The organism is Shewanella sp. 10N.286.48.B5 (assembly GCF_002874355.2).
Lineage (GTDB): Bacteria > Pseudomonadota > Gammaproteobacteria > Enterobacterales > Shewanellaceae > Shewanella.
This window is the reverse complement of sequence record NZ_MCVG02000001.1, coordinates 1,915,628-1,928,511: the sequence shown is the minus strand read 5'-3', so window position 1 is coordinate 1,928,511 and position 12,884 is coordinate 1,915,628. Positions and strand designations below refer to the sequence as shown.

Here is a 12,884-nt window from a genome sequence, read left to right as displayed (position 1 = left end):
ATAAAGGCTACCCCGCCATTTTTTCAATTGGCATAACTAGAATTGAACTTGCCCCTAAGGCGGTTAATTCTTCCATCGTGTCCCAGAATAAATCTTCAGTGCTGACAGCGTGAACAGCAACTCGATTGCTATCATCGTTTAATGGCAGCACAGTTGGGTTTTCAGCGCCCGGTAATAAAGCCACAATTTGATCTAATGTTTCAGTTGGTGCGTGTAGCAGGATATATTTACTTTCGCGAGCGCGAACCACACCATTCATGCGTGATAATATTTTATCGATAAGTGCTTGTTTAGCAGGCACTTGCTCTTGTGCTGATTGGATAATACAAGCCATTGAACGGTAGATAACGTCAGTTTCGTATAAGCCGTTGGCTTCAAGGGTGGCACCAGTTGAAACCAAGTCACAGATCCCGTCAGAAAGGCCTGCACGTGGTGCGACTTCAACTGAACCTTTAAGCATACAGTCACTGTAATTAATGCCTTTTTCTTGCATATAACGACGTAGCAGGTTGGGATAAGAAGTGGCAATACGTAAACCTTCTAAAGAAGTGGCATCTTGGTAGCTAAATTCATTAGGCACCGCCAGTGATAAACGACAAGCACCAAAATCAAGTTCGCGTAATTTAACGCAATCTGATGGTTTACCCAGTGATTGACGCTCTATTTGTTCTTCTTCTAGAACATTCTCGCCAATAATCCCTAAATCAACCACACCATCCATAACTAGACCCGGAATATCATCATCACGTACCCGCAATAAATCGATTGGCATGTTGTCAGCGTGCACAATCAAGCGCTGCTCATTAACATTGAATTTAACGCCACAGCTTTTTAATAGCTTTTGAGACTCTTTTGAAAGTCGGCCAGATTTTTGGATTGCGATACGTAGTCTGTTATTTTCGCTCATAATGAAGCCTCTAATAAAATTGATATAAAAAACAAATATTTAAAACCTAAAACTAAAAAACCCCTGAAATTTCTTTCAGGGGTTTGGGTATTTTGTCCACCGCCTGAAGGAAATAATCCTTCGGCAGTTAGCATCCGAAGGCTACCGCATATGGTGATGATGATGATTTGTATTGATTCGGATGAACATAATAAATTCTCTTTAAATTAACGTATGTAATTTTTTTACAACCTATTTTGCAACAGACTGTAATTTGTGTACAAACACGTTAACCGCTTTTAAGTTTGTTTGCAATACAGAATAAACACATATTTTGTATTTTTTTGAAATAAAAAATATATCTTATATCAGGCTGATGATTACATGGTTTTTAGGCGTTTATTTGTCCAGTTTGTATATACAAGTTAATGATAAACATTAGTTTATGTAAAGTTAAGGATTTTATCGATATTTAAAAAGGGCTGTAAAATAGTGAGCCTAGATTACTGTTCGAATAGCAACTTTAAATTGATAAATTGATAGGCAAAGATTGTTACCCAAGCGATTAAAATAGATAATAAGCCACATATAAGTTGCTTACTATCAATGCTGAAAGAGTCAAATGTGACCACTCGATTACAAAAAGAAGTACAACTGGCTTTTTCGCCAACTGGCGCATTAGCGAGAGGGATCCATTCCTATCGCCCAAGACAAAGCCAATACGATATGGCGCTGGCGGTGAGCGATGCTATAGATCAAAAGCATAATGTGATCCTTGAGGCTGGTACTGGGGTGGGTAAAACATACGCCTATCTGATCCCGGCGTTATTAAGTGGCAAACAAATTATCATCAGCACTGGCAGTAAAAACCTTCAAGAGCAGTTATTTTTTAAAGACTTACCTTTATTACTGAAGATGTTTTCAGTAGCGCCCAAAACCGCCTTATTAAAAGGCCGTAGTAATTACTTATGCCAATTAAAATTGGACAAAAACTTACAACATATTAGCCAGATGCCACCGAAAGTGGTTGATGAACTCATTAAAATTAATCAATGGGCCAGTGTGACCAAAGATGGTGATATTGGTAACTTGACCGCTGTGGCTGAAAACTCAGCCACCATTGCCACAGTAACCAGCACCAAAGAAACTTGTACCGGTAAACGTTGCAGTTTTTATGATGATTGTTTCAATCGTAAAGCCAAAATAAAAGCACAAGATGCCAAAGTTGTGGTGGTGAATCATCACTTGTTTTTTGCCGATCGTTTATTAAAAGACACTGGCTTTGCCGAGTTATTGCCCGATGCTGATGTGGTCGTTTTTGATGAGGCACATTTGGTGCCTGATGTTTGTATTAATTATTTCGGCCAACAAATTCCAACCAGAGAGCTAGACAGATTACTTCATCGTATCATTGAGGTCTATCGCAACGAGCTGCGCGATACCATTCAGCTTGAGCAATTAAGTCAACGTTGTTTAATCAAATTGGCTTCGTGGCAAAATGATTTGATTGATGCTGATGTTTCTGACTGGCGACAGGTTATTTCCAATAAATCACTTGCGAGTTCATCTTGGGAATTGTTGAAAGAATTCAATTTATTAACACAGGTTATTACCGAACACGTCGGACGAAGTGAATCTTTAGATGACATTGTAGTGAAGTTATCGACACTGGTGGCTAATCTTTATAGTTACTTTGAATGCAATGACAGTAATGCAGCTTATAGTGTTGAGCCCAGCGGGCAGCATACTATGCTACGGATCTCGCCGATTAATATTGCTAAACAATGTCAGCAATTATTTGATAAGCAAACCCAGTGGATCTTTACCTCGGCGACCTTGCAGGTTAATCGCCAGTTAACGCATTTTGCCGATGAAATGGGTTTATCGAAAGCCAAGCAAATGATTTTAGATAGCCCATTTGATTACCCCAATCAAGCCATGTTTTGCGTGCCGCGCCATTTAGCGAAATCAGGCCAGTCTGCAGCTAATGTTAATCAGCTGGTGGATGTTTGTATTCAAGCCATTAATGCGGCCCAAGGGCGAACGTTTATTTTATTTACCAGTCACCAGATGTTGCAGCAAGTGGCTATCGCATTACAAAGGCGAGTGCAATACCCCTTGTTAGTGCAAGGCTCGGCCAGTAAACAAAGTCTGTTAAACAAGTTCAGGCAACTCGGTAATGGGGTATTACTTGGCACCAGCAGTTTTTGGGAAGGTGTCGATGTAAGAGGGCGGCTACTTAGCTGTGTGATTATTGATAAGCTGCCGTTTGTTTCACCTGATGATACCTTGTACCGCGCCCGTGCAGCTAATGCTGAACGCAGTAATAAAGATCCCTTTGCCAGTATATCTTTGCCCCAAGCGGTGATCAGTTTAAAGCAGGGCGTAGGACGGTTAATTCGAGATGAGAAAGATCGCGGGGTGTTAATATTGTGCGACAATCGCATCGTAAACAAAGCTTATGGTGAAGCTTTTATTAACTCGTTACCGCCAATGCATCGCACCCGAGATTTAGATAAAGCGTTAAGCTTTTTAAAAAGCATCCCATAAGTTATTATACTGCAGTTGATGATTTAGCTGACTCAGTGCCGATACAATGCCTTGCAGGCTTTAGGTTATTTAGCTAAATCACCATACTCAGCATTAGTTAGCCCAGCATTTTTTCCATAGTTAATGGTAAGGTAAACACGTTTTTACATGACTCAACTTCATACAGATTTAACGATTCTCGCATTAGATACTTGCACTGAATCTTGTTCAGCGGCTTTGTTACATGACAACAAACAGTATAATCGCGTGTTTGATGCACCAAGAGAGCATAGCCAACGTATATTACCTATGGTTGATGAGGTGCTAACCGAAGCCGGCATTAAAATTTCAAATGTAAATTTAATAGCCTATGGTCGTGGACCTGGCAGCTTTACCGGTATTCGTATTTGTACCAGTATGACTCAAGGCCTCGCGCTTGGTCATGATATTCCCGTGATTGGAGTATCAACCTTGGCAGCAATGGCGCAAATGGCCATCGAAACCGAACAAGCTGAACAGATATTTTGTGCCATTGATGCCCGTATGAGTGAAATTTATTGGGGACAATTTATTAATGTCGACGGCATTGCAACGCTAGTGGGGGCTGAGCATGTTTCTAGCCCTGATTCAGTTGACGTTATTTTAGATAAGCAAAAGCCAATGCATATTTGTGGCACTGGTTTTGTAGCCTATCCAGATTTATTAAATGATGTAGCGAAAAAACAGGCGACCCAGATAACATTACCCGACGCATCAGCTATGATTAAGTTAGCTATAAAAGCTCATGAGCAAGGACTTGCGACCTCAGTGGATGAACTTGCACCTGTGTATTTACGTGACAAAGTCACCTGGAAAAAATTACCTGGTCGTGAATAAATAACACCATGAGTTTACAGCAGTGATAGGGAGCTATTGTCAGCTATCACTGATGTAACAGATAAGGCCGATTGGGTTGCCATTGTCAAATGCGCCATAATGGCTTTTTATAATAGGAGTGATAACAATGAATGCTTTTTTACATACTTCAGTTCAGCCTTTATCCTCCTATAATCCCAGCAATATTAATGGGCATAAAAACGTTTCAGCTATCTCAACTAACGCTGTTGTTAAGCTTTCTGCATTACAAAATCAAACTCAACTAACTAATCAAACAGATACGCTTGATGCCGTTAAAGATGACAGCAAACAGTTACCGGCGCTAACTAGCGCAGAATTTGATTCCAAGCTTGATGCTAAATTGCAATACGACAATGACATGGCGTCAGCGACAAGAGATAAGCCATTCAAAGACCATTGTCAGACATTGGCCAGTGCTGGTGCGATACAAGAATATTTAATAAACCAACATTCTGCGCAACGAGAACATATTCAACAAATGGTAGGAATAGATTTATATGCATGATGCGCTACCTAACAAGTTATCCGCTATCCCTTCAAAAGGTCGCTTTTTTCTCGAACTATTATTTGCCTTTTTAATTACCAAACTGCCTTTCATTAGTATTCCATTCAAATGGTTTGAAAGTTATTTCCATGAAATATCTCATGGCATAGCAGCCATCTTATCTGGCGGCATAGTCACTAAAATCCAGTTGTTTCCCAATGGTGCAGGCCTTTGTTTTACTCAAGGCGGTTTTGCGCCATTGATTACTTTTTCTGGCTACCCCGGTGCTGCCTTGTGGGGCTATATGATTTTCTTGCTAGCCACTTGGCGTGCAGGGATCCGCTTTACCTTAGGCATTTTAGGAATAACCGTTATTGGTTCATTAATCCTGTGGGCACGGGATCTACTCACCATCGGCATATTAATTTCACTTGCGGTGGTATTCTTATTACCTCTTAAATTTGATCATAATGCTTTACTTAATAGCCTATTAAGGGTCATGGGATTGATGATTGTCTTAAATGCCATGGCGAGCCCTACGGTACTATTTCGAGTCGTAGGCCAAGGGGATGCAGCTAAACTGTCGCAACTGACTTGGATTCCTGCATGGATATGGGTGATTATGTGGCTGATATTCAGTTGTTTTATGTTATGGATGTGTTGGAAAAGAGTTGACGACAAAAAGCTGCCAATCGGCTAAAGTGATCGACTTAGCAACCTTTGCCGTACCAGTTGCTGATATTTTCGAGACAATTTCTTCAGGGAGAAGACAATGAAACGTACGTTATTATTATCTACCGCTATTGGGCTTAGCGTTTTAGGCTTGTCTGCTGTCACTAACACAGCAATAGCTCATAACCATGGCATGGCTGAAAATACACAGGCTGTTAAGGTTAACCCGCAACTGGCTGCAGCCGTCGCCAGTGATTTCAGAACCGAGAAAAGTAGCGCACGGGATAAATACCGTAACCCATCAGAAACTTTAACATTTTTAGGTATTCAACCTGATGATACCGTGATTGAATTATGGCCTGGCGGTGGCTGGTATGCGCAAATTTTAGCACCATACCTAGCTGATAAAGGCCATTATATTGGTGCGATTTTTGAGACCAACCCAAAAGAAGACACTAAAAGAACCCAGTATTACGCTAAAGCCGGTAAAAAGTTTGAAGCTTGGCTTGCTGAAAACAAAGCGGTATTAGGCAATGCTTCAACAGTTACATTCCAGCCGCCAGCATCGTTAGCTTTAGGGGATGATAACAGTGTTGATTATGTACTGACTTTCAGAAACCTACATAATTGGGCTGGGCAAGCGCAATTAGAAAATGCCTTCACTGCATCTTATAAAGTGTTAAAAGAGGGTGGTGTGTTTGGTGTAGTAGAACACAGATCAAACCCTGGAATGTCATTTGAAAGCGGTTATATGGATCAAGCTGAAATGATTACTCTAGCTGAAAAAGTGGGTTTCACGCTAGCGGCAACCTCTGAAATTAATGCTAACCCTAAAGACACCAAAGATTATGAGAAAGGGGTTTGGACTTTACCACCGCGTTTAGCATTAAAAGAGCAAGATAAAGACAAGTATCTTGCTATTGGTGAAAGCGATCGCATGACGCTAAAATTCATCAAAAAAGCTAAGTAATCTTAAGTTAGACATTCAGATAAAAAGAGTCAATTACGTGCTTATGAATGAGTCAATTGAACAATCGCTGCCAGTTGAAGAAGTCGATTTTCAATTGGCTCATATTCGTTTAAGCGCCAAACGCTATGGCTGTAAAAATAAGCCTATTTTATTGGCTTTACATGGCTGGTTAGATAATGCTGATAGCTTTGAACCTTTAGCTAAAGCGTTACATACTCAGGGTATATTAAGCCAATTTCAACTACTCGCTATTGATTGGCCAGGTCACGGTAATTCACAACATAGACCTGGTAGTTATCCACTTCATTGGCTTGATTATATTTATGACTTGGATGAATTAATCAATCAAATAAGCCCTTCATCCCCCCTCAACATCATTGGACACTCTTTAGGTGGTATTATTGCTGCGGCTTATAATGCTTGCTTTGCACACAAAGTCGATAAGCTCATTTTGATTGAAGCATTAGCACCGTTATATGAAAAGCCAACCCATGCCCAAAAGCGGTTGATTAATAGCTTTCAACAGCATAATCGTTTTAATGGCGCTAAATCATCGATGGCAAACATAGCAATAGTTAAGCAAAGCTTTACCCTCGACAGGGCGGTTAATGCCCGTCATCAGTTAACTGGCCTTGATAAAGTATGGTGTGAGTTAATCATTAAACGTAATGTTGAAATTAAACATCAGCAATTATGTTGGAAAAGTGATCCCCGCCTTAAGCTAGACTCACCTTATCGTTTAACCTTTGAACAGGTTGACGCATTAATGAGCATGAGCGATACCCAGTGTTTATTAATATTAGGCGAGCAGGGCTTTAAGCAGTTAAAATTAGCTTTACCTCAAGCATTATCATGGTTTAGTCGCCTATCCCATATACAAATTGAAGGTGATCACCACCTACATATGGGTAGTGCAAAGCTTGTGTCCGATAAAATTAGAACTTTTATTCTAAGTTAGTATCTTGTTGTGGTGAAATCACTAGGATTTTTATTTCATTTATGTGATTATGGTCCGAATTTAAACGGCCGTATGATTTTATGGCTAAACAATAAAAATTAACGCAAACAACTTTGCTGCGACTAACAATAATAAAATTTTACGCTAGTTTTAAAGAGCAGTGATTTTTAGACCTTGCCAATATTGAAGGGCTCCTTCATAGCAATGGGCTAATTAAATAGGAGAAAATTGTGGACCATCCTTGGATTAATAATTTACCAGAAAATGTACCAGCAGAAATTGACTCTGAACAATTTACCTCTTTGGTAGACATGTTTGAAACAGCAGTGTCTAAATATGCTGATCAGCCTGCTTTTATCAACATGGGGGCGACATTAACCTATCGTAAGTTAGAAGAAAGAAGTCGTGCATTTGCTGCCTATTTACAAAACGAACTCAAGCTTGAAAAAGGCGATAGAGTCGCGTTAATGATGCCAAACCTGTTGCAATACCCTATTGCACTGTTTGGTATTTTACGTGCAGGGATGGTAGTGGTAAACGTCAATCCACTTTATACCCCAAGAGAACTTAAACATCAGTTAGTCGACTCTGGCGCTAAGGCTATTGTGGTGGTATCTAATTTTGCCCGCACCCTTGAAGAAGTCGTTGCAGAAACACCGGTAGAATCTGTGATTATCACCGGGCTTGGTGATCAGCTTAGTGCACCTAAACGCACCCTAGTTAACTTTATTGTTAAATATATCAAAAAGATGGTGCCTAAATATGATTTGCCACATGCATTATCTTTCAGACAGTCGCTTACCAAAGGTCGCCGTTTACAATATATCAAGCCTGAGATAACCACTGATGACTTATCATTTTTACAGTACACCGGTGGTACCACAGGTGTTTCTAAAGGCGCAATGCTAACTCACGGCAATGTGGTCAGTAATGTCTTGCAAGCTAATGGTGCCTATTCGCCAGCCTTAAAAAATGGCTCAGAGTTTGTGGTTACCGCTTTACCGCTTTATCACATATTTGCATTAACTGTTAATTGCCTATTGTTTTTACACAAGGGCAGTAAAAACTTACTTATTACTAACCCAAGAGATTTGCCAGCATTTATTGGTGAACTTAAGAAATATCCATTCACAGCCTTAACTGGGGTTAATACCTTATTTAATGCCTTAGTGAATAACGAAGATTTTAAAAATTTAGATTTTAGCCGCTTAAAGTTCTCAATTGGCGGTGGCATGGCGGTACAAAAAGCGGTGGCTGATAAATGGCAGGCCATTACCAAAACGCGCCTGTTAGAAGGTTATGGTTTAACCGAGGCATCACCACTAGTGACCTGTTGTCCTTATAACCTCGAAGGTTACAATGGCTCAATTGGTTTTCCTGCTCCTTCGACTTTCATTCAAGTCCGAGATGATGACGGTAAGGTATTAGCCCAAGGTGAAACAGGTGAGTTATTTGCTAAAGGCCCTCAGGTAATGAAAGGCTACTGGCAACGCCCAGAAGAAACTGCCAAAGTGATTGATAAAGATGGTTGGTTAGCCACGGGTGATATTGGTTACATGGATGAGCAAGGCTTCTTTTTTATTGTTGACCGTAAAAAAGACATGATTTTAGTTTCTGGCTTTAATGTTTTCCCTAACGAAGTGGAAGACGTGGTGGCATTGCACCCAAAAGTGGTTGAAGTTGCTGCTGTTGGTGTTCCAAATGATGCAAGCGGGGAATTAGTTAAGATTTTTGTCGTTGCAAAAGATAACACTGTGACTGAACGCGATCTCATTAAGCATTGTCGCCAACATTTAACAGGATATAAGGTACCAAAACTGGTAGAATTCAGAGATGAGTTACCCAAATCCAATGTAGGTAAGATTTTACGACGAGAACTTCGAGACGAAGTTAAATCAGCGTAAAGTAAAGCCGGCAATAGCCGGCTTTTTATTAGCTTTATATTGGTTAAAAAGATAAAATTGGAGCGTATTTTGTTATCGTTTGAATATATCAACGACCCAGAAAGTTTAGCGAAATTAGTAGCACAGTATCAGCAAAGTGAATTACTTGTGCTTGATACCGAATTTGTTAGAACACGAACTTATTACGCAAAGTTAGGGCTTATTCAAGCCTATGATGGTAAGACGCTAGCGTTGATTGATCCCGTTGCCTTAGCTGATTTATCAGCATTTTGGCAGTTATTGTCAGATACGAAGATCACTAAACTTGTTCATTCATGCAGTGAAGACTTAGAAGTGTTCGCGCGCTATGGTCAATGTCAGCCAAGTCCCTTATTTGATAGTCAAATTGCAGCGACCTTTACAGGCCTAGGGCATGGTTTAGGTTACGCGAAACTGGTTAATACCTTTTTAGATATCGAAATAGATAAAGGTGAATCACGCACCGACTGGATGAAACGTCCACTGACTGATGCACAACTGCAATACGCTGCAAATGATGTGTTTTACCTTTACAAGCTTTACCCGCAATTGTTAGCGAAAATACAACAATCTAACCGTATGGATTGGCTACTTGAAGAAGGTGAGCGCATGACAGAAGGGCGTTTAACTCCGCCTGATGAAGAGCTTGCTTATTTAAAAGTGAAAAATGCGTTTCAACTATTTCCACAGCAGCTCGCTTACTTAAAAGTATTAGCTACTTGGCGCTTACAAAAAGCGTTGAAAAAAGACTCAGCCCTTGGGTTTATCATTAAAGATCATGCCTTAATTGCATTAGCTAAAAAACAACCTAAGACAGTGATTGAGCTTAATCAGCTAAATGATCTAACAGAGCATGAAAAACGCTTTCACGGTAAAGAACTGATTAAAGTGTTACAAACTGCTGACTTAAACAATCTGCCTGAAGCAGTAGATGTAATCGCTCTGAAAAATGGTTACAAAGCCTCATTTAAAGAAGTGAAAAATATTCTTATTCAGGTGGCTGAGCAACATGACGTTGCTATTGAGTTTATCGGTTCTAAACGTTTAATTCATGAGTTTTTAATGTGGTTGTACAATAAGCAACCTGCAGAAAAACCATTGTTATTAAAAGGCTGGCGCGCCAAGCTAGTAAAAGATGCCCTAGTTGCAATCAAGTTTAGCTAAATAGACACATCAAGTGTAAAAATTGTTGCTACAAAAAAGCCAAGAGTAAACTCTTGGCTTTTCTTTACGCTCTCTGACTAGAGAGTATTTTTTACAAGCTCAGGCACAAACTAAGGCTTACTTACCTTCAGGTAAGGTCACATTTAGTTCTAATACAGATAGGTTTTCATCATTTTGTTCTAATTGAACCGATACCTGATCTTCAGAGATATGTACATATTTTCTAATGACTTCAAGGATCTCTTGTTTCATTTTCGGAAAATAATCTGGCGCGTCACGTTCACCACGTTGGTGCGCAACAATAATTTGTAAACGCTCTTTAGCTGTGACCGCTGTGTTGGTTTTTTTGTTACTTTTAAAGTAGTCGAGTATAGACATAGTTAGCTACCAAATATCCTTTTTAGGAATCCTTTTTTCTCTTCTGTCAGAAATCTAAATGGTACTTCTTCACCAAGTAAACGTTGTACAGTATCAGCATAAGCAAGACCTGCATCACTTTCGTCATCGATAATTACTGGCACACCAGAGTTTGAAGCTTTTAGCACTGCTTGTGACTCAGGAATGACCCCAAGTAATTTAATTGCCAAAATCTCATTCACATCTTCAACACTGAGCATTTCACCTGTTTTAACTCTAGCAGGAGAATAACGTGTTAGTAATAGAAACTCTTGAATAGGTTCTAAATTTTGTTCAGCTCGACGTGAACGGCTTTGCAACATTCCCAAAATACGGTCAGAATCTCGTACTGAACTGACTTCTGGGTTGGTGGTAACAATAGCAATATCAGCAAAATACAATGCCATCATTGCGCCTTGCTCGATTCCTGCCGGTGAGTCACAAACAATATAATCGAAATCTTTGCTTAGCTCTTCTAATACTCCGCCAACGCCTTCTTTAGTCAGGGCATCTTTATCACGTGTTTGTGACGCGGGTAAAATAAACAGTTTGTCACAACGCTTATCTTTGATTAATGCTTGATTAAGATTGGCTTCACCATTGATAACATTGACAAAGTCGTAAACGACTCGTCGCTCACAACCCATAATTAAATCGAGGTTTCGTAAACCGATATCAAAATCAATGACGACTGTTTTCTTTCCTTTCAAGGCTAAGCCAGTCGCTATTGCTGCGCTTGAGGTTGTTTTACCAACACCGCCTTTTCCTGATGTGACAACAATAATCTGTGCCATGTTGTTATATATCCTTTTAAGTTGCCACTTACTGTGGCAATGATTCAACCATGAGTGTTTCGCCATTTAAGCGAATGCAGCCGCGTTGGTCACTGCAGTTTTGTTGCAAATGCTCAGCTAACCAATACTGCCCAGCAATAGAAACGAGTTCGGGGTCTAATGCATTGGCAATAATAATACTATTAACATCGCCAGACGCCCCGGCCATTGCTTTGCCACGTAATGCACCGTATATATGAATGCTACCATCTGCAATGACTTCTGCGCCATTGCCAACCGCACCAAAAATGACTAAATCAGCATTTTTTGCGTAAATTTGTTGTCCTGAACGGATATTTTGCTTAACTATTTTGGTTTCTTTTAATGGCGCAGGCATACTTTTAGCTTGTTTGCCTGATTTAACCACTGCAAGGCCTAATAGTTTGGCTTGGCTACTAATGCTTTCATTTGCTGATGTTACACCCACTATAATGAGTTGGTTATCAGTAAGAAGTTGTTTTAATGCGGCTAAATTAATGTTTTCTTGCTCAATTGCACTTAAATTTAAGATTAACGGTGCACCAATAAAAAACTGTGGCGCTTGGGATAATTTACTTTCTAAGTCAGCTGCAATAGCGTTGAAATCATGGGTGTTGATATGGAGTACTGAAAGCGTGAAAGAGGTAGCTTTTAACTCGAGACTTTGTGTGGCCATCCAGGCTTTACTCTCCAAAAAATGTCAGTCTAAGAACTGAATTACAATTAATTTAATCATTGTCCATGTTATAGTGTGCGTTGTTTACTATCAAGCAAGAAACAGAGGAATTTAACCCCAAGATGATTTGTACTGTATATAAAAGTAGTCGAAAAGTTGACACCTATTTATTTGTCGAGAAGCGTGACAATTTCGATGCCGTTCCTGAGGCTTTAATGAAAATGTTTGGCGTCCCAAAACTGGTGATGATGGTGCCTTTATTAAAAAGAACTGAACTTGCCATGGCCGACATTGAAAAAGTAAAAGCTGAGCTTGCTGACAAAGGTTACTATTTACAAATACCGCCCCCTGTTGTTAATTTACTGGCAGAGCATCGTAGAAGTTTAGGTTTAAATGACTAGCGATATTTTTTAAAATAGTTATAGTTTGTTTATGATATAATTATATATTTTACTATTCCGGTGCCTGCTAAAACGTGTTAACGTTTAGTTAATAAAAATAAGAATAGCAATGCTGAG

General features: G+C 39.7%; 13 protein-coding genes. 9 read left to right on the top strand and 4 right to left on the bottom strand.

Annotated elements, in window-relative coordinates; translation table 11 throughout:
• Window positions 1-7: 7 nt before the first annotated feature.
• Window positions 8-907 (bottom strand): ATP phosphoribosyltransferase, encoded by a 900-nt coding sequence (gene hisG, locus BCU57_RS08295; RefSeq protein ID WP_102437275.1) that lies wholly within the window; start codon window positions 905-907, stop codon window positions 8-10.
• Window positions 908-1,492: 585 nt separating this feature from the next.
• Here hisG and BCU57_RS08290 point away from each other — a divergent pair.
• The 8 genes from BCU57_RS08290 (at window position 1,493) to rnd (ending at window position 10,482) form a co-directional block, all read left to right on the top strand.
• Complete coding sequence (locus tag BCU57_RS08290; RefSeq protein ID WP_102437277.1) at window positions 1,493-3,436, top strand: ATP-dependent DNA helicase; 1,944 nt, start codon at window positions 1,493-1,495, stop codon at window positions 3,434-3,436.
• A 147-nt stretch (window positions 3,437-3,583) separates the two neighbouring features.
• Window positions 3,584-4,291: a tRNA (adenosine(37)-N6)-threonylcarbamoyltransferase complex dimerization subunit type 1 TsaB gene (gene tsaB, locus BCU57_RS08285; protein WP_102437279.1), complete on the top strand. Its 708-nt coding sequence runs from the start codon at window positions 3,584-3,586 to the stop codon at window positions 4,289-4,291.
• A 127-nt stretch (window positions 4,292-4,418) separates the two neighbouring features.
• The gene (locus BCU57_RS08280) at window positions 4,419-4,817 is read left to right on the top strand and encodes a hypothetical protein (RefSeq protein WP_102437281.1); all 399 of its coding nucleotides are present in this window, start codon (window positions 4,419-4,421) and stop codon (window positions 4,815-4,817) included.
• A complete protein-coding gene (locus tag BCU57_RS08275; protein WP_102437283.1) occupies window positions 4,810-5,496 on the top strand; it encodes a M50 family metallopeptidase in 687 nt (228 codons plus the stop codon). The genes BCU57_RS08280 and BCU57_RS08275 overlap by 8 nt, the downstream gene beginning before the upstream one ends.
• Window positions 5,497-5,661: 165 nt before the next feature.
• Complete coding sequence (locus BCU57_RS08270) at window positions 5,662-6,438, top strand: class I SAM-dependent methyltransferase (RefSeq protein ID WP_241901057.1); 777 nt, start codon at window positions 5,662-5,664, stop codon at window positions 6,436-6,438.
• 43 nt (window positions 6,439-6,481) lie between these two features.
• The gene (locus BCU57_RS08265) at window positions 6,482-7,396 is read left to right on the top strand and encodes an alpha/beta hydrolase (protein WP_102437287.1); all 915 of its coding nucleotides are present in this window, start codon (window positions 6,482-6,484) and stop codon (window positions 7,394-7,396) included.
• 230 nt (window positions 7,397-7,626) lie between these two features.
• Window positions 7,627-9,300 carry a long-chain-fatty-acid--CoA ligase FadD gene (gene fadD / locus BCU57_RS08260; protein WP_102437289.1) on the top strand — a complete coding sequence of 558 codons (1,674 nt, stop codon included), beginning with the start codon at window positions 7,627-7,629 and terminating at the stop codon, window positions 9,298-9,300.
• Between the two features lie 69 nt (window positions 9,301-9,369).
• Window positions 9,370-10,482, top strand: a complete 1,113-nt coding sequence (gene rnd, locus BCU57_RS08255; RefSeq protein ID WP_102437291.1) for a ribonuclease D — start codon at window positions 9,370-9,372, stop codon at window positions 10,480-10,482.
• 117 nt (window positions 10,483-10,599) lie between these two features.
• Here the strand turns inward: rnd and minE are convergent, their stop codons facing one another.
• Genes minE through minC form a run of 3 tightly spaced genes read right to left on the bottom strand, consistent with a single transcriptional unit; the run spans window position 10,600 to window position 12,366 of the window.
• Window positions 10,600-10,860 carry a cell division topological specificity factor MinE gene (gene minE, locus BCU57_RS08250; protein WP_076537720.1) on the bottom strand — a complete coding sequence of 87 codons (261 nt, stop codon included), beginning with the start codon at window positions 10,858-10,860 and terminating at the stop codon, window positions 10,600-10,602.
• 2 nt (window positions 10,861-10,862) lie between these two features.
• Window positions 10,863-11,672 carry a septum site-determining protein MinD gene (gene minD / locus BCU57_RS08245; RefSeq protein ID WP_076537724.1) on the bottom strand — a complete coding sequence of 270 codons (810 nt, stop codon included), beginning with the start codon at window positions 11,670-11,672 and terminating at the stop codon, window positions 10,863-10,865.
• Between the two features lie 28 nt (window positions 11,673-11,700).
• Window positions 11,701-12,366: a septum site-determining protein MinC gene (gene minC / locus BCU57_RS08240; protein WP_076537727.1), complete on the bottom strand. Its 666-nt coding sequence runs from the start codon at window positions 12,364-12,366 to the stop codon at window positions 11,701-11,703.
• A 122-nt stretch (window positions 12,367-12,488) separates the two neighbouring features.
• Here minC and BCU57_RS08235 point away from each other — a divergent pair, with 122 nt between their 5' ends.
• Window positions 12,489-12,767, top strand: a complete 279-nt coding sequence (locus BCU57_RS08235; RefSeq protein WP_102437293.1) for a YcgL domain-containing protein — start codon at window positions 12,489-12,491, stop codon at window positions 12,765-12,767.
• Window positions 12,768-12,884 lie beyond the last annotated feature (117 nt).

What these genes read in the sequence shown, in the direction of transcription:
- BCU57_RS08280 (WP_102437281.1), top strand. Translation starts at nt 4,419, where the DNA reads ATGAATGCTTTTTTACATACTTCAGTTCAGCCTTTATCCTCCTATAAT.
- minE (WP_076537720.1), bottom strand. Translation starts at nt 10,860, where the DNA reads ATGTCTATACTCGACTACTTTAAAAGTAACAAAAAAACCAACACAGCG.
- minD (WP_076537724.1), bottom strand. Translation starts at nt 11,672, where the DNA reads ATGGCACAGATTATTGTTGTCACATCAGGAAAAGGCGGTGTTGGTAAA.
- minC (WP_076537727.1), bottom strand. Translation starts at nt 12,366, where the DNA reads ATGGCCACACAAAGTCTCGAGTTAAAAGCTACCTCTTTCACGCTTTCA.
- BCU57_RS08270 (WP_241901057.1), top strand. Translation starts at nt 5,662, where the DNA reads ATGGCTGAAAATACACAGGCTGTTAAGGTTAACCCGCAACTGGCTGCA.
- hisG (WP_102437275.1), bottom strand. Translation starts at nt 907, where the DNA reads ATGAGCGAAAATAACAGACTACGTATCGCAATCCAAAAATCTGGCCGA.
- BCU57_RS08290 (WP_102437277.1), top strand. Translation starts at nt 1,493, where the DNA reads ATGCTGAAAGAGTCAAATGTGACCACTCGATTACAAAAAGAAGTACAA.
- BCU57_RS08275 (WP_102437283.1), top strand. Translation starts at nt 4,810, where the DNA reads ATGCATGATGCGCTACCTAACAAGTTATCCGCTATCCCTTCAAAAGGT.
- BCU57_RS08235 (WP_102437293.1), top strand. Translation starts at nt 12,489, where the DNA reads ATGATTTGTACTGTATATAAAAGTAGTCGAAAAGTTGACACCTATTTA.
- BCU57_RS08265 (WP_102437287.1), top strand. Translation starts at nt 6,482, where the DNA reads ATGAATGAGTCAATTGAACAATCGCTGCCAGTTGAAGAAGTCGATTTT.
- tsaB (WP_102437279.1), top strand. Translation starts at nt 3,584, where the DNA reads ATGACTCAACTTCATACAGATTTAACGATTCTCGCATTAGATACTTGC.